We start from the raw sequence: 21,721 nt of genomic DNA on the forward strand, positions 1-21,721 counted from the left end.
ATATAAAGCTCATTTAATAAAATTTTGTTTAGTTTTGGTTTTGCATGAGAGAAGTAGCCTTTATTAAACAGAATAAAGAAAAATGGCTAAACTTTGAAAAAGCCATTTTTGGAAAGACCCTAAAGAATCCAGACGAACTAGCTTCACTTTACATTCATTTAGTAAATGATCTTTCTTACGCACAAACTTACTACCCTAAAAGTAAAACCGTTCTTTATTTAAATAATTTAGCTGCTAAGGCCTTTCAAAAAATTTATAAAACCAAACGACAAGACACCAACCGGTTTGTTCATTTCTGGAAAATTGAAGTACCGCTAATTGTCTATCAATACAGGCGCTATGTGCTCTATGCTTTTCTTGTTTTTTTAAGTTTTGTTGCTATTGGAGCACTATCGGCTGCTTTTGATGATTCTTTTGTTCGTCTTATTCTTGGAGATCATTATGTAAACATGACTTTAGAAAACATTGAAAAAGGAGACCCTGTTGCGGTTTATAAAAGTGGAAGTAATTGGGGTAGCGCTTTTGGTATTACTTTAAACAATCTGTATGTTGGTATTAGTTCATTTATTTTTGGAGTTTTTGGTGGTTTAGGAACAGGATATTATGTTTTAAACAACGGCATTATGCTAGGAGCTTTTCAATATATGTTTTATAAGCATGGTGTACTTTGGGAAAGTGTTCGTGGTATCTGGATTCATGGCGCTATGGAAATTTTTGCTATAATTATTGAAGCTGCCGCTGGTTTTATGTTAGGAGCCAGTATTTTATTTCCTAAAACCTATTCTAGAATGACATCATTTAAAATGGGCGTTAAAGATGGGGTTAAAATACTTATTAGCACCTTTCCGTTTACTATTGCTGCTGGCATATTAGAAGGTTATGTTACTCGTTACTCTAACATAATGCCCAATTGGTTATCGGTTGGTATAATTTTAATAACCCTTAGTATTATTTCATTTTACTATTTAATATACCCATTCATTTTACATAAAAAATTAAAAAACAAACATGCAATTATATAAGTCTAGAGGTTTTAGTGAATTTTTTCAAGACACCTTTGCCTTTCTAAAACAAAGCGGTAAACATTTTTTTAAACATTACTTTATAGTTAACGGTATTTTCTTATTAATACTAATTGTAATGGGATATTTTTTCACCAAATTTTATACCGATGTTGTTTTTGGCGGTTTGGTAGGAGGACAAAGTACTACTGCTATAGATGATTATATGAATGAGAATTTAGGTTTATTCATATTGTTTTTACTAATTTTTGTAATTGTAGCTTTAGTATCTGGCATTGTTTCTTATGCTTACGTGCCCATTTACCTAAAACTCTACGAAGAAAAAGGTGAAAAAAACTTTTCTACTAATGATATTGTTACACTCTACAAAAACAATATTGGTAAACTTGTTATCTATTTAGTTTGCTGTTTTATTTTGGCTATACCAATGTTAATTTTATTTTTAATAGGCGCTTTTGCCTTAATGATAACCATTATTGGCTTTCTGGCATTACCTTTATTAGTAGGTGGTTTTATGCTGTTTTTTACTATGACTTTAATGGAATATTTAGAAGACAAAAAAGGTATTTGGGATTGTTTTGGATACTCTTGGAGTTTAATTACTTCAAAATTTTGGGCTGCCATTGGTAGTGTAGGGCTTTTTTACCTAATGAGTTATATAGCCCAAAATGTGGTATCATTAATTCCGTATTTTTTTGGTATGGCAAGCTTTTTAACCACTATAGAACAGGGAGGACCAACCGATGAGGAATTAGGATCTACTATGATGATTGTTATGATGCTTGTGTTCTTTTTATCATTCCTTGTAAGTGCTGTTTTAGGTATTATAGTACAACTTAATCAAGGTATTGTTTTTTATAGTTTAAAAGAAGACAAAGAAAACATTAACACAAAAGATATTATAGACCAAATAGGATCTGGTGAGTAAAAAACTTTGGTTACATATTATTTTTCTAGCTGTTGGTTTTTTATGCTATCCTAAAACCTATAATAATGCTTTTGTAGCTAGCGATAGTTTAAAAGTTGATACCTCAACCCAAATATCGCCTCGCAATTTTGATGACTTAAATGAAATTTACACTGGTGAAGACTATATTTATGAGCGTACTATTGAAAGTTCTGGCTGGTGGACTCGTTTTAAACAATGGCTAAGCGATTTTTTAAAAGATTTGTTTAACATCACTAATGAAGGACAAGCCTCAAAAGCTACAGATATAGCTATTAAAATTGCTGGAGTTATCATTTTTCTTTTGGTAATTTACTTCATTTTTAAAGCCATAATGAATAAAGAAGGCTCTTGGGTATTTGGTAAATCTTCAGACAAAAAAATTATACCAGTAACCGATATTGAAAACAACATTCACACTACAAATTTTAAAAAACTTATAGAAAATGCCGAAAAAGAAAACAATTACCGTTTAGCTATTCGGTATTATTATTTATGGCTTTTAAAACAACTAACCCAAGCCGAAATTATTGAATATGATGTTGAAAAAACAAATAGCGATTATCAAAACGAAATTTCTCAAAACCAGATAAAAAAAGAGTTTGCATACACCTCTTATTTATACAATTACATTTGGTATGGCGAGTTTAATGTAACCCCTACAGAATTTAACCAAGCCAAACATGCATTTACTAAATTTTTAAAATCTGTAAAAGCATGAACAAAACATTAAAAATATATATTGGTTTATTAATACTACTTTTTGTGGTAGTTATTATTATTGATTTTTCTAAACCAAAACCTATAAATTGGACCCCCACTTACAATGAGTTACACAAAAGACCTTATGGTACATTTATTTTATATGACCAATTAGAAAACCTATTTCCTAATAGCGAGATTAAAAATATAAAAGTAACCCCTTACGAGTATTTTGATGGTTTTTATAGTTGGGAAGATAGCCTTTACAACACCAGTGGCACCTACATGCTTATTGATAATTATGCAGAAGTTGATGATGTTTCGGCACAAGAAATATTAGACTATGCATCACACGGAAATGATATTTTTATTTCGTCAAATTATCCACCAAGTAAAATTTTAGACTCCCTTTCAATAGACATTAAAAATCAATATAATTTTAAAGGAAAAGCAGAACTAAGCTTTACAAACCCCATTCTTAAAAAAGATTCTATTACTATTGAAAAAGGTTTAAGCAACTATTATTTTGCAGAATTAGACTCATCAAGAACTACTGTTTTAGGGTATCAAAAATTTGATACCATTAACAGAATTAATTATATAAAAATACAACACGGTTTAGGCAATCTCTTTTTACACTTACAACCAATAGTTTTTACAAATTACCATTTATTAAAAAAAGACAATAAAAAATATGCTTCTGCTGTATTATCGTATTTAAATGATGAAACCATTCATTTTGATTCACCTAATAAAGTAGATGCTAATTTAAGCAGATCGCCTTTACGCTTTATACTAAGCAAACCAGCTTTAAGAAACGCGTGGTGGCTTGCCCTAGCAACCTTAGTGTTATTTATGATTTTTAATGCCAAACGCAGACAGCGTATTGTGAAAATTATTAAACCTCTTGAAAATTCAACAGTGGCATTTACCAAAACCATAGGTAATTTATATTACGAAACCAAAGACCACAATACAATAATTGAGAAAAAAATAACGTATTTTTTAGAATATTTAAGACGAACGTTTTTTGTTGATACAGAATTATTAGACGATAAATTTGTAAAAAACCTGAGTTTAAAAGCAAATAAAAACAAGAAAGACATACAGCTTTTAATAACGCTTATTTTAAATTTAAAAGCCAAAAGTAACTGCACAGAGGCAGATTTACTTAAACTAAACAAAGCAATTGAAGATTTTTATACCAAATAAATTATGGAGCATTTAGAGAACCCAAATGAAGACGCTTTAGAGCCTAAAAACGAACAGCAAGAATTTGAACAAACGCTTTCTGAAAATGAAACCCAAACAGATGATAGTTTAAATTTTAAAAACCGGATTGATTTAACCGAATTACAAGAAGGCATTGCTCTTATTAAAAACGAAATAGGCAAAGTAATTGTTGGTCAAAAAAGTATGATAGATTTACTAATAGCTTCTATTTTAGCTAATGGTCACTCATTAATTGAAGGCGTTCCGGGAGTTGCTAAAACCATTTCAGCTAAACTATTGGCTAAATCTTTAGATATTGATTTTAGTAGAATTCAGTTCACGCCAGATTTAATGCCTAGTGATATTTTAGGAACTTCTGTGTTTAATATAAAATCTTCAGAATTTGAATTTAAACAAGGCCCCATTTTTTCTAACATGATTCTTATTGATGAGATTAACAGAGCACCTGCCAAAGCACAAGCTGCCCTTTTTGAAGTTATGGAAGAACGCCAAATTACTATTGATGGTAATAAATACACAATGGATTTACCCTTTATAGTTTTAGCTACCCAAAACCCAGTAGAACAAGAAGGCACTTACCGATTACCAGAAGCTCAATTAGACAGGTTCTTATTTAAAATAGATATTGATTACCCTAATTTAGATGAAGAAATTGAAATTATAAATAGAGAACAATCTTTAAAAGGAACCACAAAAACCGAAAAAATAACCGCACATTTATCAAAAGAACAAATTGGTAAATTCCAAAATTTAGTAAATAAAGTCATTATAGAATCTCATTTAGTAAAATACATTGCAGATATTATTGTAAACACCAGAAGCAATCCGTTTTTATATTTAGGCGCCTCACCAAGAGCCTCTATTGCCATTTTAAAAGCCAGTAAAGCTTTTGCCGCCATGAATGGTAGAGATTTTGTTACACCAGAAGACATTAAACAAGCCGCTATTCCTGTGTTACAACATAGAGTAATAGTTACACCAGAACGCGAAATGGAAGGCGTAACCACCAAACAAATTATAAAACAAATTATTGAAGCTGTAGAAATTCCTAGATAAACTTTTAACTTTTAACTTTTAACTTTTAACTTTTAACTTTTAACTTTTAACTTTTAACTTTTAACAAGATTAGTGAAACGTCTTAAACCATTTTACATACAAAACCGCTTCTTTTATGCCTGTATAGGTATCATAATTTTATTTATCATCAGTTTTGTATTTCCTGTATGGTTTAATACTGTACGGTTATTGCTGTTAGTTTTAGTAGCCTTAACATGTCTGGATACTTTAATTCTTTTTGCTACAAAAAGAGGAATTAAAGGCATAAGAATTTTACCCGAAAAATTATCGAACGGAGACCAAAATCCTATTTATTTAAGTATTGAAAACTTTTACACGTTTCCTATTTACATTAGAGTTATAGATGAAATTCCCGTACAATTTCAAGTTAGAAATTTTAAAATAGACCGAAAACTTACCCCTTCTAGTATTACTGAATTACAATATGAATTAAGACCCACCGAACGTGGCGAATATCACTTTGGAAAACTAAACATTTATGTTTCCTCTGTTTTTGGTTTAATATCTAGAAGGTTTAGCTTCAATGATGGCGAAATGGTACCAACCTACCCTAGTTTTATTCAATTACGTAAATATAATTTGTTAGCCATTAGTAACAACCTCAACCAATATGGTATTAAAAAAGTACGAAAATTGGGACATACTATGGAGTTTGAACAAATTAAAGAATATGTTTTGGGCGATGACTTACGTACCATAAATTGGAAAGCCACAGCTAAGAAAAACCAGTTAATGGTAAACCAATATCAAGATGAAAAATCACAACCTATTTATTCGGTTATAGACAAAGGGAGGGTTATGAAAATGCCTTTTGATGGTTTATCGCTTTTAGATTATGCTATAAATGCCGCTTTAGTTATATCAAACGTAGCCTTAAAAAAACAAGATAAAGCTGGTATTTTTTCGTTCTCTAAAAAGGTAGAAAACAGAGTGGTTGCAGAACGTAGGTCTTCTCAAATGAATTTAATTTTAGAAGGACTTTACAATGTAAATACCGATTATTTTGAAAGTGATTTTGGTAGATTATATGCCGATATAAAACGAAATATCACTCAACGCAGTTTAATTTTACTTTATACAAATTTTGAAACTTTAGATGGTTTACACCGCCAACTCCCATATTTAAAAGGTATTGCTAAAAGTCATTTACTGGTGGTTATATTCTTTAAAAATACAGAACTAAATAACTTAATACACAATAGGGCAGAAACTGTTCAACAAGCTTATGACAAAGTAATTGCCGAAAAATTTGCTTTTGAAAAACGCTTAATTGTAAACGAATTAAAAAAATATGGTATTTATTCTATTCTTACTACACCAGAAAACCTAACCATTGATACTATTAATAAGTATTTAGAAATAAAAGCTAGAGGACTGCTTTAATATACTACTGGTACTTTCTTTTATTAAACCAGTTTCCTATAAAACTTAAGTTTAAAGTGATTTTATGGTAGTTTTCTTGAACCAAATTATCTTGAATAGTTCCTTCCCTTCCATAGGAATAAGCTACATTTAACCTAGCTCTGTTAGACAAAGGTAACCCCAACCCAATTGATGCGAAATAACTATCAATTTTTTGGTCTGAAATGTTTAAAAATCCTGTATTATAATTTAAACCAAATCTATATTTAACATTTCCTAAATAGCTGTTTTTATTTAATGGTGAATACTCTGCTCCAAAGGCATAAATATCTTGGTTTGTATAACGTTCGTTATTTTGTAATTGGTCGGTGTCATCCCAAAACAATTTTTTATAATCAAAACTTGTTGTTAATGATGCGTTTAGCTTGGTTGTTAAACCTACCCCAAAAGATAACGGAAGCTCAAAATCATCAAGATCATTTTCTTCATCTGTATCTAAAACAGTAGATGTTCCATTTGAAGATGTTTTATAAGAATTTCTTTCTTGGCTACCTTTTAAATTAGTTGGCAATTCTACTACAGTACCTACTGTAATTTCTTTATTTTCAGATTTAAACACATTATATTGCAAACCTGCTTTTAGCTTCATTCCTCTATAATAATTTTCATCTGTTATATTAACATAATAGTCATAATATACATTAGTTTCCTGGTTAATAGAGCCAAAAAGGTAAGACAAGTCTACTCCTAAAGAAAGTTTATCAAATAAAGTATACCCACCTGCTACGTAAACTTTATTTAAACCTCCAGAACCTGTAATTCTAGTTAAATATGCTTCATTAGAGCCTTCTGTTGTACCGTCTATATCAATATCATAACCTACTTTTGTGTAAGGCAACAAACCAAAACTCATTCCTAAATTTTTCTTTATAGGAAAAGCCATAACCACATGAGATATGTTATAATCATAAGTATTTTCACTTACATCATGGGTTTTAATTGTAGAGTACATACCATTTAAACCAAACTCATATAAGAACGTTTTTAATTTTATATTACCTAAAGTTGCTGGATTAAATAAGTTTATTTCACCTTCATTATTTTGTGCTATTCCGGTATTACCTAATCCTGTTAAGCCTCCTGTAGCTGTTTTGTTTTCTATACCCAAACCAAACAAAGAATACGGTGTGCTTGTATCATTTTGAGAAAAACATGATACCGTTGCTATAAAGAATAGAAAAAATTGTATTTTCTTCATTTAAAATTATTTAATATTCTAAGTATGTAACACTTAGTTTTATATTGTTTTTATCTTCGTCAAGATCATCAATTATAACACTATCAACAGTTTTATTGTAGTCTATAAATTGTATCATTATAGCGTAGTTTAAATCTGTTTCAGAGTTAAAAATAGTATTAACAAAGCCACTCATGTCTATGCTGTAATAAGTGCTTTCATTAAACTCATCGTTATCTTGATTTAATATAGCATAACTTGTATTAGCATCAACATCTGTAAGCTGACTTACAATTCTGTTTTTATTATCAACAATATAAACCGCTAGAGAGTCTTGTAAAGGTCTTGTTTCATCATAACTATTTAAAAGAGGAGCAAAGGTTAATTCTGCGCTTAAGCTAGTACTTTCATCAGATAATGTTTTTAAATATTTTAGAGTAGGCATTTCTATTCTAGCTGAAACACCTATACCTCCTTGCGAAAAAATTAATTGATCTGTATCATAACTATCAATAGTAGTTTCTTGGTCATCAAGATTTTCAATAACAGTACCGCTTAAATTACTATTTATGGCATTAAAATGCTTATCTGATGATGGTATATAGAAATTTATTACTTGATCATTATCCTCACTAGTATCGTCATAATCTTCTGTATAAAATATTCTCATACCAGAATTATTATCTATGTCTGAACTGGAAGTATAAGTAAACCCTAATACATTGCTATCTACAAGTGTATCTGGTATTACAGTTAAACCATAGAAATACTGAAGAAAATCATCACTATTATTAATATCATTATCTCTTATTTTATTAAAAATCTCTTCGCCTAAATCTTTATCTAGAGGTATATATATTGAATCTGAAGTACTAGTAGGCCTAGGACTAAATGTAAACTCTCCTAGAGGTTCTTCATCATACTCTAGTTTAGACACATTATAAAACTCATCACCATCGTCTTGTGGTTCAAAATATTCTTGCAACCTATGTACCTTATAAGTTTGCACACGGGTAGTATCTCCGTAATAGTAATTATCATAATTTAAAACTAAACCAATAGAATCATAAACTGCATCTGAGCTTATAGAAAAATCAGAATTCACTACTTGAAAATACGATTGTGCTGTTAAGTTGCCAAAATAGTCATCTTTTACACTTCCTAATAAAATACGGCTGGTACTAGATGTAATTATAGAATCTAACTTAAAGGTACCTGCGTTAATGGTAAATGTATCTAGTACTTTTAAGTTAACATCATTGTCTATAAAATCACTACCTACAGGATAACTTTTTATGTCATCACTACATGAAAACATAAAAACCATAATTATAGTACCAATAAAAAATATCTTCATTTCACTTTTTTAAAGAGCAAAACTATTGGTAGTTAAAACAATTACCTGCTAAAAATAGACTAACTATTGTTTTTTATAGACGAGTATGTAAAATTTTTGTTAAAATTCTAATATTCAATTAATTAAGACTTTCGTAGATTCAAATAAGTATAATATAGACAAAAACTACTCATTGGTCTATTTTGTAATGTTTTTAAAACTAGTAGCTTCTAAATTTGCCCAATATTTAGCAAAGAAATTATTAAAAAATAAACAAAACCATATGAATTTATTAAAAAAGAATACCATTTTATGCTTAACAGTCCTATCAATATTTTCTGTTGGATGTAGTTCTGACGACGATGATGATGAATATGGAAACTGGGTAGAGAGCTCTACTTTTGATGGAGATTCTAGAGGAAATGCTGTTAGTTTTACAATAGGTACTAAAGGATATTTAATAACTGGTTATGATGGGGATGATTACTTATCAGATACTTGGGAGTATAATTCAGAAGAAGATTATTGGGTTAGAAAAGCAGATTTTCCTGGTGTAGCTCGTAGTGGAGCCGTTGGTTTTGCTTTAAACGGAAAAGGATATATAGGTACTGGTTATGACGGTAGCGATGAACTTAATGACTTTTGGGAATATGATCCAGACACCAATGAATGGACACAAAAGTCAGATTTTATAGGTACTGCAAGGTATGGTGCTATTGGGTTTGCTGTTAATGGCTATGGATACATTGGTACTGGTTATGATGGTAGTGAACAAAAAGATTTTTATAAATATGATGCCACTACAGACACATGGGAACAAATAGTAGGTTTTGGAGGTGAAAAACGCCAAAATGCTTCCGTGTTTGTAATAAACGATGTTGCCTATATAGGGACTGGTTCTAATGATGGGGCTGCAGAATACGATTTCTATTCGTTTGATGGCACTACTTGGACACAGTTAACAGATTTAGATGATGACGATTTAGACGAAACAATAACCTTTAGTAGCAGTGTTGGCTTTTCTTTAAATGGTAAAGGTTATTTTGCAACTGGCTTAAGTGGTGCCTTAACTACTGCTTGTTGGGAATATGATCCTACAGATGATTCTTGGGAAGAAGTACCAGATTTTGAAGGCACAGCAAGACAAGATGCTTCTGGTTTCACGTTCGATTCTAAAGTGTTTGTTTTAATGGGAAGAAGTAGTAGCTATTACTTTGATGATGTTTGGGAATTTAGACCTGATGAATTAGAAGACGAAGATGATTAATTATTTGATTAATAGATAGTTTGGTTTGTTTAAAATAAGGCTGAATTAAAGTATTTCTTGTAAATATCTTTATTCAGCCTTATTTTCTCAAAAAGAATAACTACTATTAAATACTTTTATAATAATGATTTACTATATTTTTGAATAAATTTTAACATTGAAAACTAATAGAAAAATACCTCCTGTAATTATCCATATTCTAGTATGGATATTTTTTTTGGTAACTAGCATTTCCCAAATTTATTTAAAAATTGGCCATATCCCATCAGATTTCATTGTACGAACATTATTGTTAATAACTGCTTTCTATTTAAACTATAGTCTTTTTGTTCCGTACTTACTATTAAACAAAAAGGTTCCACTCTTTTTTTTAGTAATAATTGCTTTTAGCCTTTTCTTCTTATTCATTATGCAAGAAACATTACCTAGACCTAATTTTAGACCTCCAGGTGATTTCGGCATGCAAGAAAATGGAATGCCTCCCAAAAAACCACATCCTTTTTTACTAAATTTTAGAGGTTTTTTCCCTTCTGGCGGTTTATTACTTTTAGTTTTTGCTATAAGTACCAGTGTAAAATTAGGTACAGAGTGGTTTAAATCTGAAAAAAAACGAGTTTTAATAGAATCTGAAAAAGTAAACTCTGAACTCTCATTTTTAAAAGCGCAGCTTAACCCCCACTTTTTATTTAATTCACTTAACAGTATTTATTCTTTAGCCCATAAACAATCTAAAGACACCACAAATGCTATTGTTATTTTATCAGATTTAATGCGCTATATGATTTATGAAGCTAATAAAGAATTGGTTCCGTTAGAAAAAGAAATTGAATACATAAAAAATTATATTTCGCTGCAACTCCTTCGTTTAAAAGACTCTAGCAATGTAAAAGTAAATGTTCATGGTAATTTAAACTATAGTATAGAGCCTTTGCTTCTAATATCTTTTATAGAAAATGCTTTTAAATACGGAACAGACTTTAAAGGCAAAACCAATATTATAATTAAAATCCATGTTGAAGATGAACTTTTAAAACTTTATGTTTACAACTCTGTATCTCACCAACAACCAAAAAACGAAAATTCTGGTATAGGTTTGGAAAACATTAAAAATAGACTGAAATTGCTGTACCCAAACCAGCATACTATTAATATAAAAGATGAAAAAAATAGTTATGAGGTAAATTTAATGCTAAAACTAAAAAAACTATGATAACTTGTATTATAATTGATGATGAGCCTTTAGCATTAGATTTATTAGAAGATTTTATTTCTAAAATATCATTTTTAGAGTTAATAGCCTCCTGCTCAAATGGGTTTGAAGCCACAAATATTTTACATCAACAAAAGATTGATTTGATTTTTACAGATATTGAAATGCCTAATTTTTCTGGAATTGACATTATTAAATCACTTGAGTATAAACCTCACTTTATTTTTACAACGGCATATTCTCATTATGCTGTAGAAGGTTTTAACCTTAATGCTATTGATTATCTTGTTAAACCCATTCCGTTTCATAGATTTTTAAAAGCAGCAACTAGAGCTTTAAATGTAATTACCGAAAAACCAGAAACTACCACTATAACCGTTGAAAAACCTAGTACAGAGCCTGAGTTTATTTTTGTTAAATCTGAATACGAGAATTTAAAAGTTAATGTTAATGAGATAAAATACATTGAAGGATTAAAAGACTACGTTAAAATTTATACAGGCAATAAAAAACCTATTTTAACACTAAACAGTTTAAAAAAGTTTGAAGAAAAGCTTGGTCAAAAAAACTTTATTAGGGTGCATAAATCTTTTATAGTATCTATTAACCATATCCATTCTGTACAGCGCAACAGAATAATTATTGATGACAAACGCATACCTATTGGGATTAGTTATAAAAACGACTTTATTAAGAAAATAGATTACTAATTTTTTCTTTATAAAAATAAAAAGCCCTTTAATGAATTAATCATTAAAGGGCTTTTTACTACTAATAAACCTAATTAAACCTCTTCACTTAACCACGCTTTCATCATCCAAACAGTTTTTTCTTGTTCTGTAATAAAATCGCTCATCATACTATTAGTTCCCTCATCATTAATATCTCCTGCTTTTTCTAGTATATCTCTTTCTATTTTAAGTAATTCTGCTAAAGAATTAACAATTAATCTTACTGCTTTTACATCTTCAGAAACATTCTTTCCAACAGGTACTTTTGCTGCCGCAGAATAATCTTCAAAAGTATGCAATGGCGTTTCTCCTAAGGTTAAAATACGCTCTGCTATTTCATCTACTTTCGTATTAGCATCTGTATAAAGCTCTTCAAACTTTTCATGTAAATTAAAAAAACTTTTCCCTTTTATATTCCAATGAATACCTCTAAGGTTTTGATAATAAATCTGAAAATTGGCTAACAATTGATTTAAATCGTTGGCTAAATCCTTTGTTTCTGCACTGTCTAATCCTATACTATTTAAAGTCATGTCTTATAATTTTTATTTATTACAAATTTAACCTATAATTACATCTTTTTATCATAATTTTTATTGATTGTTTTTATATTTTTATAACCTAAATTGATAAGAATGACAATTACACAACTATATTATGTTTTGGCTGTTGCCGAGCATCAAAACTTTACAAAAGCAGCCGAAAAATGTTATGTAACTCAGCCAACATTAAGTATGCAAATTCAAAAGTTAGAAGACCAACTTAATGTTCAAATTTTTGACCGCAGTAAAAAGCCAATTGAATTAACTGAAGTTGGAAAAAAAATAGTTATACAAGCTAGAAATATTGTTAATGAATCTTATAGAATACAAGATATTGTAGACCAGCAAAAAGGTTTTATAGGGGGTGAGTTTAAATTAGGAATTATTCCAACCATAATGCCCACACTGTTACCTATGTTTTTAAAAACTTTTATTAAAAAACACCCTAAAGTAAAACTGAAAATTGAAGAATTAACCACCGAAGATATTATTGCTAGAATTAAAGACGGACATTTAGATGCTGCTATTGCTGCCACCCCTTTAGAAGATGAAAACATTAAAGAACGTGTACTTTATTTTGAACCTTTTGTTGGTTACATACCTAAAAATCATAGATTGTACGGTAAACAAAAAATAGACAGCAGTGATTTAGAAGTTGATGATATGCTTTTACTTGAAGATGGACACTGTTTTAGAGATGGTGTTATTAATTTATGTAAGGTTTTTAAAAATAACTCTGATGATAAATTTCAATTAGAAAGTGGTAGTATTGAAACTCTCATTAAACTCTCTGATGAAGGTTTAGGTATGACCCTACTTCCTTATCTACATACTTTAGACATTAAAGAAAAAGACCATTTGCACTACTTTAACGAGCCTTCTCCAGCTAGAGAAGTAAGTATAATTTACCACAAAAGCGAACTAAAAATGCAAATTATAGAGGCTCTACAAGATGTAATAGCAGGAATAGTAAGAGGTGCTATAGCTTTTCAGGATGTAAAAATAATTAGCCCTCTACCTAAATAAAAAATAGCTGCTTAACATCTTAAAGTTTAGTTGTTAAGCAGTCCATTTTTATAAGCTATAATTTAAATATAAGGTTAGCCTGTTTTTAGACTTTACATTTCCTCCAAATAAATCTTGGTGTATTGGTTTTGTAAAATTAACCCCAAAAACAAAGGTTTTAATATTTACTTCAGCACCTAATGAAGTGTTAATTATATTACCATTAGTATCATTTAATGTTTCACCATATTGAGTTATTTTGTTGTATGTATCTCCCGAAACACCTACAAAAGGCATAAAATTTACTTTTTTGGCATTAACAACTGTGTAAACATTAGCAGAAAAACTTATTTGATCTCCAAACTTATATTCGTTTTTATTTTCACCCTTTAAATAATATGATAGTAGGGTGTTTACTCCTATTTTTTTGCCTGAATAACTATAACCTGTAGATATAATACCATCAAAACTACCAGTACCTACTTGAAATCCGGGATTAATATTATCTGCTAAAAGTTCTTCAAACTTTCCTGTTGGTAATTTTACTCCTAAACCAAATAACAATGAATGCCCTGTAGTTTGGTCTGTAGTGTTATAATCTACAGTCTCTCCACTTTCTTTCTTTTTTAAAAGTGGTAATTTATACCATGCAATTATATTAGCATCTCCAATACCATTAATATTCTCTGTTGTTTGATTTAATGTTCGGTTTAAATCTTGATACGGTAAATTAACGCTTAAATAAAAATTATTTTTTACAGGAATTTGAGCCCAAAGTTGGTAGGTATTAAAGATTTCTTTACTTTTTGGTGAATTTTGAAAAACACCATTTTGAGACTCGAATGTTTGATAAATATAACGAAACCCAATAAAATTAGAATTGTTTAATGTACCAAACCCCATGCTGCCGCTACTAGTAGAGCAACTACACAAATCACACAAAACCCCAAAATTTGTTAGTGGTTCATGTAAACATGGCTGATGTTCGCAAGCATTAGATTTAGCTAAAATTAATGCAAATAACATTGTTATCAGCCCCTTTTTATTAATACTCAGAAAATCTTTCATCATTTAAAAATTCGTTATCTGTTAATGTTTTTAAAAAAGCAATAAGGCTTTCTTTTTCGCTTGTTGAAAGTGTAATGCCAAAAGAACCATCTTCTCGTTTTAATGATTCTTCTACATTACCATTATCAACCATTCCTGAATCGTAAAAATCTAAAACGGCTTCTAATGTCGAAAATCTTCCGTCGTGCATATAAGGTGCTGTTACTTCTATATTTCTTAAACTAGGTACTTTAAACTTGTATAAATCGTCTTGATTTTCAAAAATCACGTAACGTCCTTTATCATTCAGTTTTGGGTTTATTGGTAAACCTGTATTTCTATAAGATTGGTCAGAAAAAAAATCGGTAGCATGACAAGAAGCACATTTATTTTGAAAAATTTCTAAACCGTTTAGTTCTTCTTGTGTTAATGTTATACCATCTTCATTTCTAATATACTTGTCATACTTAGAATTACCCGAAACCATAGTAATCATAAACTGAGATAGCGCTTTTAGCATGTTTGATGAATTTATTTCACCGTCTTCAAAAGCTTTACTAAATTGTTGTTTATAATAAGTATCTGCTTTGAGTTTATCTATAACATTTGATAATGTTTCACCCATTTCTATCTCACTTGTAAGCGGAATTATGGGTTGAAGATCTAAATGAGTAGCTGCACCATCCCACATAAACTCTTTCTGAAATGCCATATTTTGAATAGGTGGCGTATTACGAAATCCTATCCCTCCGTTTACACCATGGCTTAATGTATGACCATGATGGGTAAAAGCAAATGCCTGTTCATGGCAAAAAGCACAAGGTATAGCATTATTTGCAGATAGTTTCCCTTCATAAAACAAAGCTTTTCCTAAAGCAACACCTTCTTCTGTTAAAGGATTATTTTCTAAATCATATACGATTTCTGGAAAATTTGACGGTATTTCTAAACTTAAAGGTTTGGGTTCATAACCACTTTCTTCTTTAGAACAAGACACCATTAAGACCTGAACAAAAACTACTATTATAAAAATTTTTCTCATTTTTTTACGGAATAATTAGGAAGTGATGTTTAATCACTTCCTAATCTTAGCCCAATAAATTTTAGTCATTATGCACATGATGTACAGAGAAAATACCCTTTACGTTATTTGCTATAACTGGTGTTGTTTCTGCACTAGTATGAACTTGGTTATACCCATCAGAGAAGTTTACTGAAGTTTCTCCATCAAAAATCTTTGCTATATCTGCGACTATATGTATTTGCGGACTAGCATCTTCACGGACTAATACCGTATTTGGTAATGTTAATGTAACTTCTTTATAATTATCTAAAGTAGTGCCTACACTACCCATATGAATTGCTAAACCTTCATCTGTAACGGTATCGGTAGAATAAGTTCCATCTAAACGTATAAATCTATAGCCTGTAGCCCAAGCCCATAACATACCCGCTTCTTGTGCTTCTTCTAAAAAATCTCCTTGCCCTTCAGCTCCTAGTTGGTATCTTTCTTGGTCTACACCAATTCCAAAAGTAATTTCAGTATAATTAGCTGCATCAACATCTTCTAATGTTACATATATTTCTCCTGCATTATTTCCATTAGCTTCATCTACAATGAAAATATTTTTTTCAGCTGGATAGCTATATGTATTGCCTTCTGCATCTTTTAAACTAACGTTACTTATTATATACTTTAGGGTTTCTAGTTTATATGATTCGTTGTTTGATTTATCATAAGTAGTTCCAAAAATAAAATCTTGATCTCCTACCCCGTTATCAAATTTTAATATTAAAGTTCCTGTTTGACCTGTTAAATCTTCTACATCGTCATCATTTGAAGAACATGACGATATAACTGCGCATAATAAAAGCGCAAATGTAAATTTTATAATTTTCATTTTTTGTTTTTTATGTAGCTAAGCATTGCCATAGTATATGCTTACTACAGTTTTCCTTTATTTGATTAAATAGTAATTTTAAGTTGGTAAGGTAGTATGTACTTACCTTATTGCGTATAGAAAATTAAGCAACAAACCGTGGTGGTTTAAATTGAAATGATTGAAAATTATATTTATACATTATTTTGTAACTATTTGGGATATCTTTATTTATGAATTCTGAAGCATTTGGAAGGTTAAAATTGTCTGTAGCTTGATAAAAAACCACCAAAAACACATCTAATAATGATAGTACCGCTTTTCCTTCTTTTGTAGTATTTTCGGTTGCTTGTAATTGTTTTGCTAAATGACACTTACCATTACAAGCCATTTCTACCTTATCTTTATTAACGCAAAACACATCTGTTATATAATCTATATTTATTTGGTAATATGTCAAATAACATAAATTATATACAGGCTTTACTAAAAAAGCAACTAGTAATATGAAAAGAAATAGCTTTTTCAAAATCTAGCTGCAAATATAAATAACTTTGCAAGTGCATTACAAAAAAATAACTTAAATAAAAAAAGCAACCTGTAGGTTGCTTTTTTTTATGGTTTTAAATAAATTAAACATTGATTCAATTCTGGGTTTTGCTGTACAAGAGAATGGATAAAAATTTTAAGCTCTTCAATCTCAGACGGCAGTAATCTTGTTACTGCTTTTTGTACTTCTTTGCAAAACAACGTAGCGTCAAAACTAACTTTTTTAAGTATAGTTTTAGTATACTCTAACATTGCTCTCGCCATAGTTATTTTAGGGTTTTAGGTTTTTAAATTAGTAAATGTAGATTTGTAATATAGGCTTTTAAATTTTATTTTGTTGTGGTATAAATTTAATAAAAATTTGTTTTTAAAATTTAATTTAGCCTAAATTTAACATTTAAAACCTATTATCTCCATCTAGTAAATCTCCCAGACCTCCAAGTATACTTCCTTCACCTTTATCTTTACCTCCGCTTCTTGGTGCAGATGCTAAAACTCTACCTGCCAACCTACTAAAAGGCAGTGATTGTACGTAAACTGTTCCTGGCCCTTTAAGTGTTGCAAAAAACAAGCCTTCTCCCCCAAAAATGGTGTTTTTAATTCCTCCTACAAACTCAATATCATAATCTACAGTTTGATCAAAACCTACTATACACCCCGTATCAACTTTTAAGGTTTCACCAGATAATAATTCTTTTTTAGCCATGGTACCACCTGCATGTACAAACGCCATACCATCACCTTCTAATTTTTGCATAATAAAGCCTTCGCCTCCAAAAAGGCCACGCCCCAATTTTTTTGAAAATTCTATACCCACACTTACACCTTTAGCGGCACATAAAAAGGCATCTTTTTGGCAGATAAATTTTCCACCAAATTGGGTTAAATCTATTGGGATAATTTTCCCTGGATAGGGTGATGCAAATGATACTTTGCGTTTCCCTATGATTTCATTGTAAAAGGCTGTCATAAACAAGCTTTCTCCTGTTAAAATTCGTTTACCTGCCCCTAGTATTTTTCCTAAAAATCCAGAATCTTTTTGAGAACCATCTCCAAAAATAGTTTCCATTTTAATGCCTTCATCCATCATCATAAAGCTTCCTGCCTCTGCTACTACCCCTTCTTGTGGGTCTAATTCTATTTCTACGTATTGCATTTCTTCACCGTAGATTGTATAATCAATTTCGTGTGCTGTCATTTTTTGTTTTTGTTTGATTTGTTTATTTGTTGACTTGTTTTGGGTTTTGTTACAAAATCAAGACTTTACTTTTACACTCCACTCAAACTTAAAGGTTGAAACAGCAACACCTTCTTCATTTATTCCTACAGATTCTAACCAAATAGTTTGCCCTTCTCCTGTTTTTATGGCTTTATTTAAAGTTTCATTTATAAGTTCTCCTTGGTTACAGGTAAAATTTATTCTTCCGGTTGCTTTCTTAGTGTATTTAGCTTGGTTAGAAATAACTAACATAGAAATTTTTTTTCCTGTTTCTTGAATTTTTCCAATCATTATAGCGGCTGTTGAAAGTTCTGCTGCCATACCTTGTACTGCCCAAAACATAGATTTAAAAGGGTTCTGGTTAATCCAACGATGCTTTACCGAAACCATACATTTTTTTTCATCTAAATGTTTTACTCTTACCCCACATATATAAGCCGCGGGTAATTTAAACATACTGAAAGCATTTAGTTTTCTGGGAGTTAATGTCATTTTTTACCTATTTATTTTTCACTAAGTTATGAATTTAAACAGAGAATTAAAATGTTAAATTTATGTTAATTTTTAGTACTATGCGTAACAAAGTACCTGTTTTTAGACATATATTTGCATAAGAAACTATTATATGTTTTATCAATCCATAAAAAATCATGTTAACTAATCATCAAAAAAACATTGCTACGTTTATACATTTATCAACCTTTAGCAGGTTTATAATACCGTTAGGAAATTTTATTGGGCCTGCTATACTTTGGGTACTTAATAAAGATAAATCTGAGTTTATTGACAAGCATGGTAAACAAGCTATAAATTTTCAAATGAGCATTTTATTATATGCTATTATTATTGGTACATTAACTATTCCGCTTTTTATTTTTAAACTATTTAGTGGTATAGATTTTATAGATTTTCATGGGTTTCATGATTTTCATATAAATATTGGCAAGCCCTCTCCTTTACTTTACATTGGTGGGTTTTTGGGCGCTTTTGCCGTATTAGCATTTATACTTGAACTGGTATTTATTGTTATTGCCAGTTTAAAAGCCAGAGATGGTGCGTATTACAATTACCCATTTACTATAAATTTTTTAAAGTAATGAGTGAGCGCGTTAGGGATTGAAGCAAGTTACCGTGTAACGCGAAAAGCCCGACCCGATAGGGTAACGCTAAAAAAAGAAAAATAATTTCATCAAAATAATCAATCAAAAAATGAACAGTTTTAAAATATTAAACGAATGATACTATGAAGATAGAAAACACCAAAGCACAAATGCGTAAAGGCGTATTAGAATTCTGCATACTTTCTGTGTTGAAAGATAATGATGCGTATGTAGCAGAAATTTTAGACACCTTAAAAGACGCTAAGTTGCTGGTAGTTGAAGGAACTATTTATCCGCTACTAACGCGACTAAAGAATGCCGGCCTTTTGAGTTATAGATGGGAAGAATCTACCTCTGGGCCACCAAGAAAGTACTATGGTTTAACTGAAACCGGAAAATTATTTTTAAAAGAATTAGATACTACTTGGAATGAATTAAGTAATGCCGTAAATATTGTAACAAGCCAAAAAACAACAAAATAATGAATAAAACAGTCAACATAAATTTAGCGGGTATCTTTTTTCATATTGATGAAGATGCCTACCTGAAATTACAACGCTATCTTGAGGCTATAAAACGTTCATTTACAGACTCTCAAGGTCGTTCTGAAATTATAGCTGATATTGAAGCTAGAATTGCAGAACTTTTTAATGAACGTGTACAAAATCATAAAGAGGTTATAAGAATTAAAGAAGTAGATGAAGTTATTGCCATTATGGGACAACCCGAAGATTACTTGGTTGATGACGAGATTTTTGAAGATGAGCCACAAAACACTTATACTAAAAAAACAAGTGCTTCTAAAAAACTATTTAGAGATACCGATAATGCTTACATAGGTGGTGTTTCATCTGGTTTAGCTCATTACTTAGGTATAGATGCTTTATGGGTGCGTTTAGCTTGGATTATACTATTCTTTGGTTTAGGTACTGGTATATTACTTTATATTATACTATGGATTTTAGTACCTGAAGCCAAAACTACTGCCGAAAAAATAATGATGACAGGTGAACCTGTTAACATTAGTAACATTGAAAAAAAAATTAAAGACGGTTTAGATAACGTTACCGAAACTGTAAGTGATGTTGCTAAAAATGTATCAGACAGTGTCTCTGGAGCTGCTAAAAACGTAACCAAGGCTGCTAAAAATGTAGATATAAAAAAACAAACCAATAAGGTAAAATCATCATCTAGCGCTTTTTTTGATACTATTGGAGAAATATTTATGTTCTTCTTTAAAATATTTGCAAAATTTATTGGCATTCTATTAATAATTATTGGTGCCTTTACTCTTATTTCTTTAATAATTGCACTTTTTTCTGTAGGTGTTTTAAATGCTATTCCAGGTGATTTTGCAAGTATTATTAGTGCTAGTAACACTCCTATTTGGCTAGTATCTTTATTAACGCTTTTTGCGGTGGGCATTCCGTTTTTCTTCTTGTTTTATTTGGGTTTAAAAATTTTAATAAACAATTTAAAATCTATAGGAAATGTAGCTAAGTTCACCCTATTAGGTGTTTGGTTTATAGCTGTTATTTCGTTAGTTGTTGTGGGTATAAGAGAAGCTAGTGAACATGCTTTTGATGAAACTTATACTGAAAAAATCACCTTAAATATTAGAGCCAATGATACACTAAAAGTAAAAATGGTTACTAATGACGTAATACATAATTTTAACAGAAACAACAACGATTTTAAAATTGCAAAAAACGAAGACGGTGAAAAAACAATTTACAGTTCTGATATAAAAGTGCTAGTAAGATCTACCACAGACTCATTAGGCTCTATACACATTAAAAAAACAGCTGATGGTAGTAATTTTGACAAGGCCATAGAACGTGCTAAAAATATAAACTACAATTATAATTTAAAAGATAACACCTTGTTTTTAGATGCCTTTTTATCTACCCATGCTAACAATAAATTTAGTGATCAAGAAGTCACTATAATCTTAAATTTACCTGAACAAACTAGCGTTAAGTTTAATAAGAATACTAAGTCTTTTTTAAGTTATTACAAGAGTAGTAACAATATTGTTTCAGTTGAAAACATTAATCATATACTTAGAATAGTTGAAGATGATATTGAATGTTTAGATTGTCCTGTTGAGAAAAATTTAGAAGAAGAAAGCGACCTTAACGATAACACATCTGATATAAAAATAAATGACGAGGCTATAGAAATTAAAGCAGAAGATGTAAACATAAAAGTAGATAAAAAAGGGGTTGAAATTAAATCTAAAGACGAATAACAATT

The 21,721-nt window shown here is 30.2% G+C and carries 23 protein-coding genes; 13 read left to right on the forward strand and 10 right to left on the reverse strand.

Annotated features, from left to right (window positions below; all coding sequences use genetic code 11):
* The first annotated feature begins 44 nt into the window (after positions 1 to 44).
* From J1D01_RS05850 to J1D01_RS05875, 6 genes are all read left to right on the forward strand, one after another.
* Entirely contained in the window at positions 45 to 1,022 is a 978-nt protein-coding gene (locus J1D01_RS05850; RefSeq protein WP_372937500.1) for a stage II sporulation protein M, read from the forward strand.
* Entirely contained in the window at positions 1,009 to 1,950 is a 942-nt protein-coding gene (locus J1D01_RS05855) for a hypothetical protein (protein WP_421150145.1), read from the forward strand. The genes J1D01_RS05850 and J1D01_RS05855 overlap by 14 nt, the downstream gene beginning before the upstream one ends.
* Complete coding sequence (locus J1D01_RS05860) at positions 1,943 to 2,689, forward strand: DUF4129 domain-containing protein (RefSeq protein ID WP_421150146.1); 747 nt, start codon at positions 1,943 to 1,945, stop codon at positions 2,687 to 2,689. The genes J1D01_RS05855 and J1D01_RS05860 overlap by 8 nt, the downstream gene beginning before the upstream one ends.
* Entirely contained in the window at positions 2,686 to 3,882 is a 1,197-nt protein-coding gene (locus J1D01_RS05865) for a DUF4350 domain-containing protein (protein WP_421150147.1), read from the forward strand. Before J1D01_RS05860 ends, J1D01_RS05865 begins: the two co-directional genes overlap by 4 nt.
* 3 nt (positions 3,883 to 3,885) lie before the next feature.
* On the forward strand, positions 3,886 to 4,959 hold the full coding sequence (locus tag J1D01_RS05870) for an AAA family ATPase (RefSeq protein ID WP_421150148.1): 1,074 nt from the start codon (positions 3,886 to 3,888) through the stop codon (positions 4,957 to 4,959).
* 72 nt (positions 4,960 to 5,031) lie between these two features.
* Complete coding sequence (locus J1D01_RS05875; protein WP_421150149.1) at positions 5,032 to 6,363, forward strand: DUF58 domain-containing protein; 1,332 nt, start codon at positions 5,032 to 5,034, stop codon at positions 6,361 to 6,363.
* Positions 6,364 to 6,367: 4 nt separating this feature from the next.
* On the opposite strand, the gene J1D01_RS05880 is transcribed toward J1D01_RS05875, so the two are convergent.
* Both J1D01_RS05880 and J1D01_RS05885 read right to left on the reverse strand, forming a co-directional pair.
* Positions 6,368 to 7,600, reverse strand: coding sequence for an OmpP1/FadL family transporter (locus J1D01_RS05880; protein WP_421150150.1), 1,233 nt, complete (start codon positions 7,598 to 7,600; stop codon positions 6,368 to 6,370).
* A gap of 10 nt (positions 7,601 to 7,610) precedes the next feature.
* Complete coding sequence (locus J1D01_RS05885) at positions 7,611 to 8,936, reverse strand: DUF4270 family protein (protein WP_372937507.1); 1,326 nt, start codon at positions 8,934 to 8,936, stop codon at positions 7,611 to 7,613.
* 262 nt (positions 8,937 to 9,198) lie between these two features.
* Here J1D01_RS05885 and J1D01_RS05890 point away from each other — a divergent pair, with 262 nt between their 5' ends.
* The 3 genes from J1D01_RS05890 (at position 9,199) to J1D01_RS05900 (ending at position 12,102) form a co-directional block, all read left to right on the forward strand.
* A complete protein-coding gene (locus tag J1D01_RS05890; RefSeq protein WP_421150151.1) occupies positions 9,199 to 10,182 on the forward strand; it encodes a Kelch repeat-containing protein in 984 nt (327 codons plus the stop codon).
* A 409-nt stretch (positions 10,183 to 10,591) separates the two neighbouring features.
* Complete coding sequence (locus J1D01_RS05895) at positions 10,592 to 11,392, forward strand: sensor histidine kinase (RefSeq protein WP_372937171.1); 801 nt, start codon at positions 10,592 to 10,594, stop codon at positions 11,390 to 11,392.
* Positions 11,389 to 12,102 (forward strand): LytR/AlgR family response regulator transcription factor, encoded by a 714-nt coding sequence (locus J1D01_RS05900; RefSeq protein WP_372937170.1) that lies wholly within the window; start codon positions 11,389 to 11,391, stop codon positions 12,100 to 12,102. The genes J1D01_RS05895 and J1D01_RS05900 overlap by 4 nt, the downstream gene beginning before the upstream one ends.
* A 74-nt stretch (positions 12,103 to 12,176) precedes the next feature.
* Here the strand turns inward: J1D01_RS05900 and J1D01_RS05905 are convergent, their stop codons facing one another.
* The gene (locus J1D01_RS05905; protein ID WP_372937169.1) at positions 12,177 to 12,656 is read right to left on the reverse strand and encodes a Dps family protein; all 480 of its coding nucleotides are present in this window, start codon (positions 12,654 to 12,656) and stop codon (positions 12,177 to 12,179) included.
* Between the two features lie 102 nt (positions 12,657 to 12,758).
* Between J1D01_RS05905 and J1D01_RS05910 the strand changes: the two genes are divergently transcribed.
* On the forward strand, positions 12,759 to 13,691 hold the full coding sequence (locus J1D01_RS05910; protein ID WP_372937168.1) for a hydrogen peroxide-inducible genes activator: 933 nt from the start codon (positions 12,759 to 12,761) through the stop codon (positions 13,689 to 13,691).
* Positions 13,692 to 13,739: 48 nt separating this feature from the next.
* On the opposite strand, the gene J1D01_RS05915 is transcribed toward J1D01_RS05910, so the two are convergent.
* The 7 genes from J1D01_RS05915 to J1D01_RS05945 all read right to left on the reverse strand — a co-directional run bounded on the left by J1D01_RS05915 (position 13,740) and on the right by J1D01_RS05945 (position 18,857).
* Entirely contained in the window at positions 13,740 to 14,741 is a 1,002-nt protein-coding gene (locus tag J1D01_RS05915) for a hypothetical protein (RefSeq protein WP_421150152.1), read from the reverse strand.
* Positions 14,716 to 15,759 carry a cytochrome-c peroxidase gene (locus tag J1D01_RS05920; protein WP_421150153.1) on the reverse strand — a complete coding sequence of 348 codons (1,044 nt, stop codon included), beginning with the start codon at positions 15,757 to 15,759 and terminating at the stop codon, positions 14,716 to 14,718. The genes J1D01_RS05915 and J1D01_RS05920 overlap by 26 nt, the downstream gene beginning before the upstream one ends.
* A gap of 61 nt (positions 15,760 to 15,820) precedes the next feature.
* Complete coding sequence (locus J1D01_RS05925; RefSeq protein ID WP_421150154.1) at positions 15,821 to 16,618, reverse strand: MbnP family protein; 798 nt, start codon at positions 16,616 to 16,618, stop codon at positions 15,821 to 15,823.
* A gap of 124 nt (positions 16,619 to 16,742) precedes the next feature.
* Positions 16,743 to 17,057: a hypothetical protein gene (locus J1D01_RS05930; protein ID WP_421150155.1), complete on the reverse strand. Its 315-nt coding sequence runs from the start codon at positions 17,055 to 17,057 to the stop codon at positions 16,743 to 16,745.
* Positions 17,058 to 17,212: 155 nt separating this feature from the next.
* Positions 17,213 to 17,410: a hypothetical protein gene (locus J1D01_RS05935; protein WP_076699917.1), complete on the reverse strand. Its 198-nt coding sequence runs from the start codon at positions 17,408 to 17,410 to the stop codon at positions 17,213 to 17,215.
* Positions 17,411 to 17,543: 133 nt separating this feature from the next.
* Complete coding sequence (locus J1D01_RS05940; protein WP_372937163.1) at positions 17,544 to 18,344, reverse strand: TIGR00266 family protein; 801 nt, start codon at positions 18,342 to 18,344, stop codon at positions 17,544 to 17,546.
* 57 nt (positions 18,345 to 18,401) lie between these two features.
* Positions 18,402 to 18,857, reverse strand: a complete 456-nt coding sequence (locus J1D01_RS05945; protein WP_421150156.1) for a DUF4442 domain-containing protein — start codon at positions 18,855 to 18,857, stop codon at positions 18,402 to 18,404.
* Between the two features lie 158 nt (positions 18,858 to 19,015).
* On the opposite strand from J1D01_RS05945, the gene J1D01_RS05950 reads away from it, so the two are divergent.
* From J1D01_RS05950 to J1D01_RS05960, 3 genes are all read left to right on the forward strand, one after another.
* On the forward strand, positions 19,016 to 19,462 hold the full coding sequence (locus J1D01_RS05950; protein WP_421150157.1) for a DUF4870 domain-containing protein: 447 nt from the start codon (positions 19,016 to 19,018) through the stop codon (positions 19,460 to 19,462).
* Between the two features lie 146 nt (positions 19,463 to 19,608).
* Positions 19,609 to 19,947 (forward strand): PadR family transcriptional regulator, encoded by a 339-nt coding sequence (locus J1D01_RS05955; protein WP_372937160.1) that lies wholly within the window; start codon positions 19,609 to 19,611, stop codon positions 19,945 to 19,947.
* Positions 19,947 to 21,716, forward strand: coding sequence for a PspC domain-containing protein (locus tag J1D01_RS05960; RefSeq protein ID WP_421150158.1), 1,770 nt, complete (start codon positions 19,947 to 19,949; stop codon positions 21,714 to 21,716). Before J1D01_RS05955 ends, J1D01_RS05960 begins: the two co-directional genes overlap by 1 nt.
* The last annotated feature ends 5 nt before the right edge of the window (positions 21,717 to 21,721 follow it).

This window comes from Seonamhaeicola sp. NFXS20, from assembly GCF_049132085.1.
Classification (GTDB): Bacteria; Bacteroidota; Bacteroidia; order Flavobacteriales; family Flavobacteriaceae; genus Seonamhaeicola.

Excerpts from the sequence above, each read along its gene's own strand:
- J1D01_RS05890 (WP_421150151.1), top strand. The coding sequence starts at position 9,199 with ATGAATTTATTAAAAAAGAATACCATTTTATGCTTAACAGTCCTATCA.
- J1D01_RS05920 (WP_421150153.1), bottom strand. The coding sequence starts at position 15,759 with ATGAGAAAAATTTTTATAATAGTAGTTTTTGTTCAGGTCTTAATGGTG.
- J1D01_RS05950 (WP_421150157.1), top strand. The coding sequence starts at position 19,016 with ATGTTAACTAATCATCAAAAAAACATTGCTACGTTTATACATTTATCA.
- J1D01_RS05910 (WP_372937168.1), top strand. The coding sequence starts at position 12,759 with ATGACAATTACACAACTATATTATGTTTTGGCTGTTGCCGAGCATCAA.
- J1D01_RS05940 (WP_372937163.1), bottom strand. The coding sequence starts at position 18,344 with ATGACAGCACACGAAATTGATTATACAATCTACGGTGAAGAAATGCAA.
- J1D01_RS05870 (WP_421150148.1), top strand. The coding sequence starts at position 3,886 with ATGGAGCATTTAGAGAACCCAAATGAAGACGCTTTAGAGCCTAAAAAC.
- J1D01_RS05895 (WP_372937171.1), top strand. The coding sequence starts at position 10,592 with ATGCAAGAAACATTACCTAGACCTAATTTTAGACCTCCAGGTGATTTC.
- J1D01_RS05865 (WP_421150147.1), top strand. The coding sequence starts at position 2,686 with ATGAACAAAACATTAAAAATATATATTGGTTTATTAATACTACTTTTT.
- J1D01_RS05960 (WP_421150158.1), top strand. The coding sequence starts at position 19,947 with ATGAATAAAACAGTCAACATAAATTTAGCGGGTATCTTTTTTCATATT.
- J1D01_RS05880 (WP_421150150.1), bottom strand. The coding sequence starts at position 7,600 with ATGAAGAAAATACAATTTTTTCTATTCTTTATAGCAACGGTATCATGT.
- J1D01_RS05945 (WP_421150156.1), bottom strand. The coding sequence starts at position 18,857 with ATGACATTAACTCCCAGAAAACTAAATGCTTTCAGTATGTTTAAATTA.
- J1D01_RS05915 (WP_421150152.1), bottom strand. The coding sequence starts at position 14,741 with ATGATGAAAGATTTTCTGAGTATTAATAAAAAGGGGCTGATAACAATG.
- J1D01_RS05935 (WP_076699917.1), bottom strand. The coding sequence starts at position 17,410 with ATGGCGAGAGCAATGTTAGAGTATACTAAAACTATACTTAAAAAAGTT.
- J1D01_RS05955 (WP_372937160.1), top strand. The coding sequence starts at position 19,609 with ATGAAGATAGAAAACACCAAAGCACAAATGCGTAAAGGCGTATTAGAA.
- J1D01_RS05855 (WP_421150145.1), top strand. The coding sequence starts at position 1,009 with ATGCAATTATATAAGTCTAGAGGTTTTAGTGAATTTTTTCAAGACACC.
- J1D01_RS05885 (WP_372937507.1), bottom strand. The coding sequence starts at position 8,936 with ATGAAGATATTTTTTATTGGTACTATAATTATGGTTTTTATGTTTTCA.
- J1D01_RS05905 (WP_372937169.1), bottom strand. The coding sequence starts at position 12,656 with ATGACTTTAAATAGTATAGGATTAGACAGTGCAGAAACAAAGGATTTA.
- J1D01_RS05900 (WP_372937170.1), top strand. The coding sequence starts at position 11,389 with ATGATAACTTGTATTATAATTGATGATGAGCCTTTAGCATTAGATTTA.
- J1D01_RS05925 (WP_421150154.1), bottom strand. The coding sequence starts at position 16,618 with ATGAAAATTATAAAATTTACATTTGCGCTTTTATTATGCGCAGTTATA.
- J1D01_RS05850 (WP_372937500.1), top strand. The coding sequence starts at position 45 with ATGAGAGAAGTAGCCTTTATTAAACAGAATAAAGAAAAATGGCTAAAC.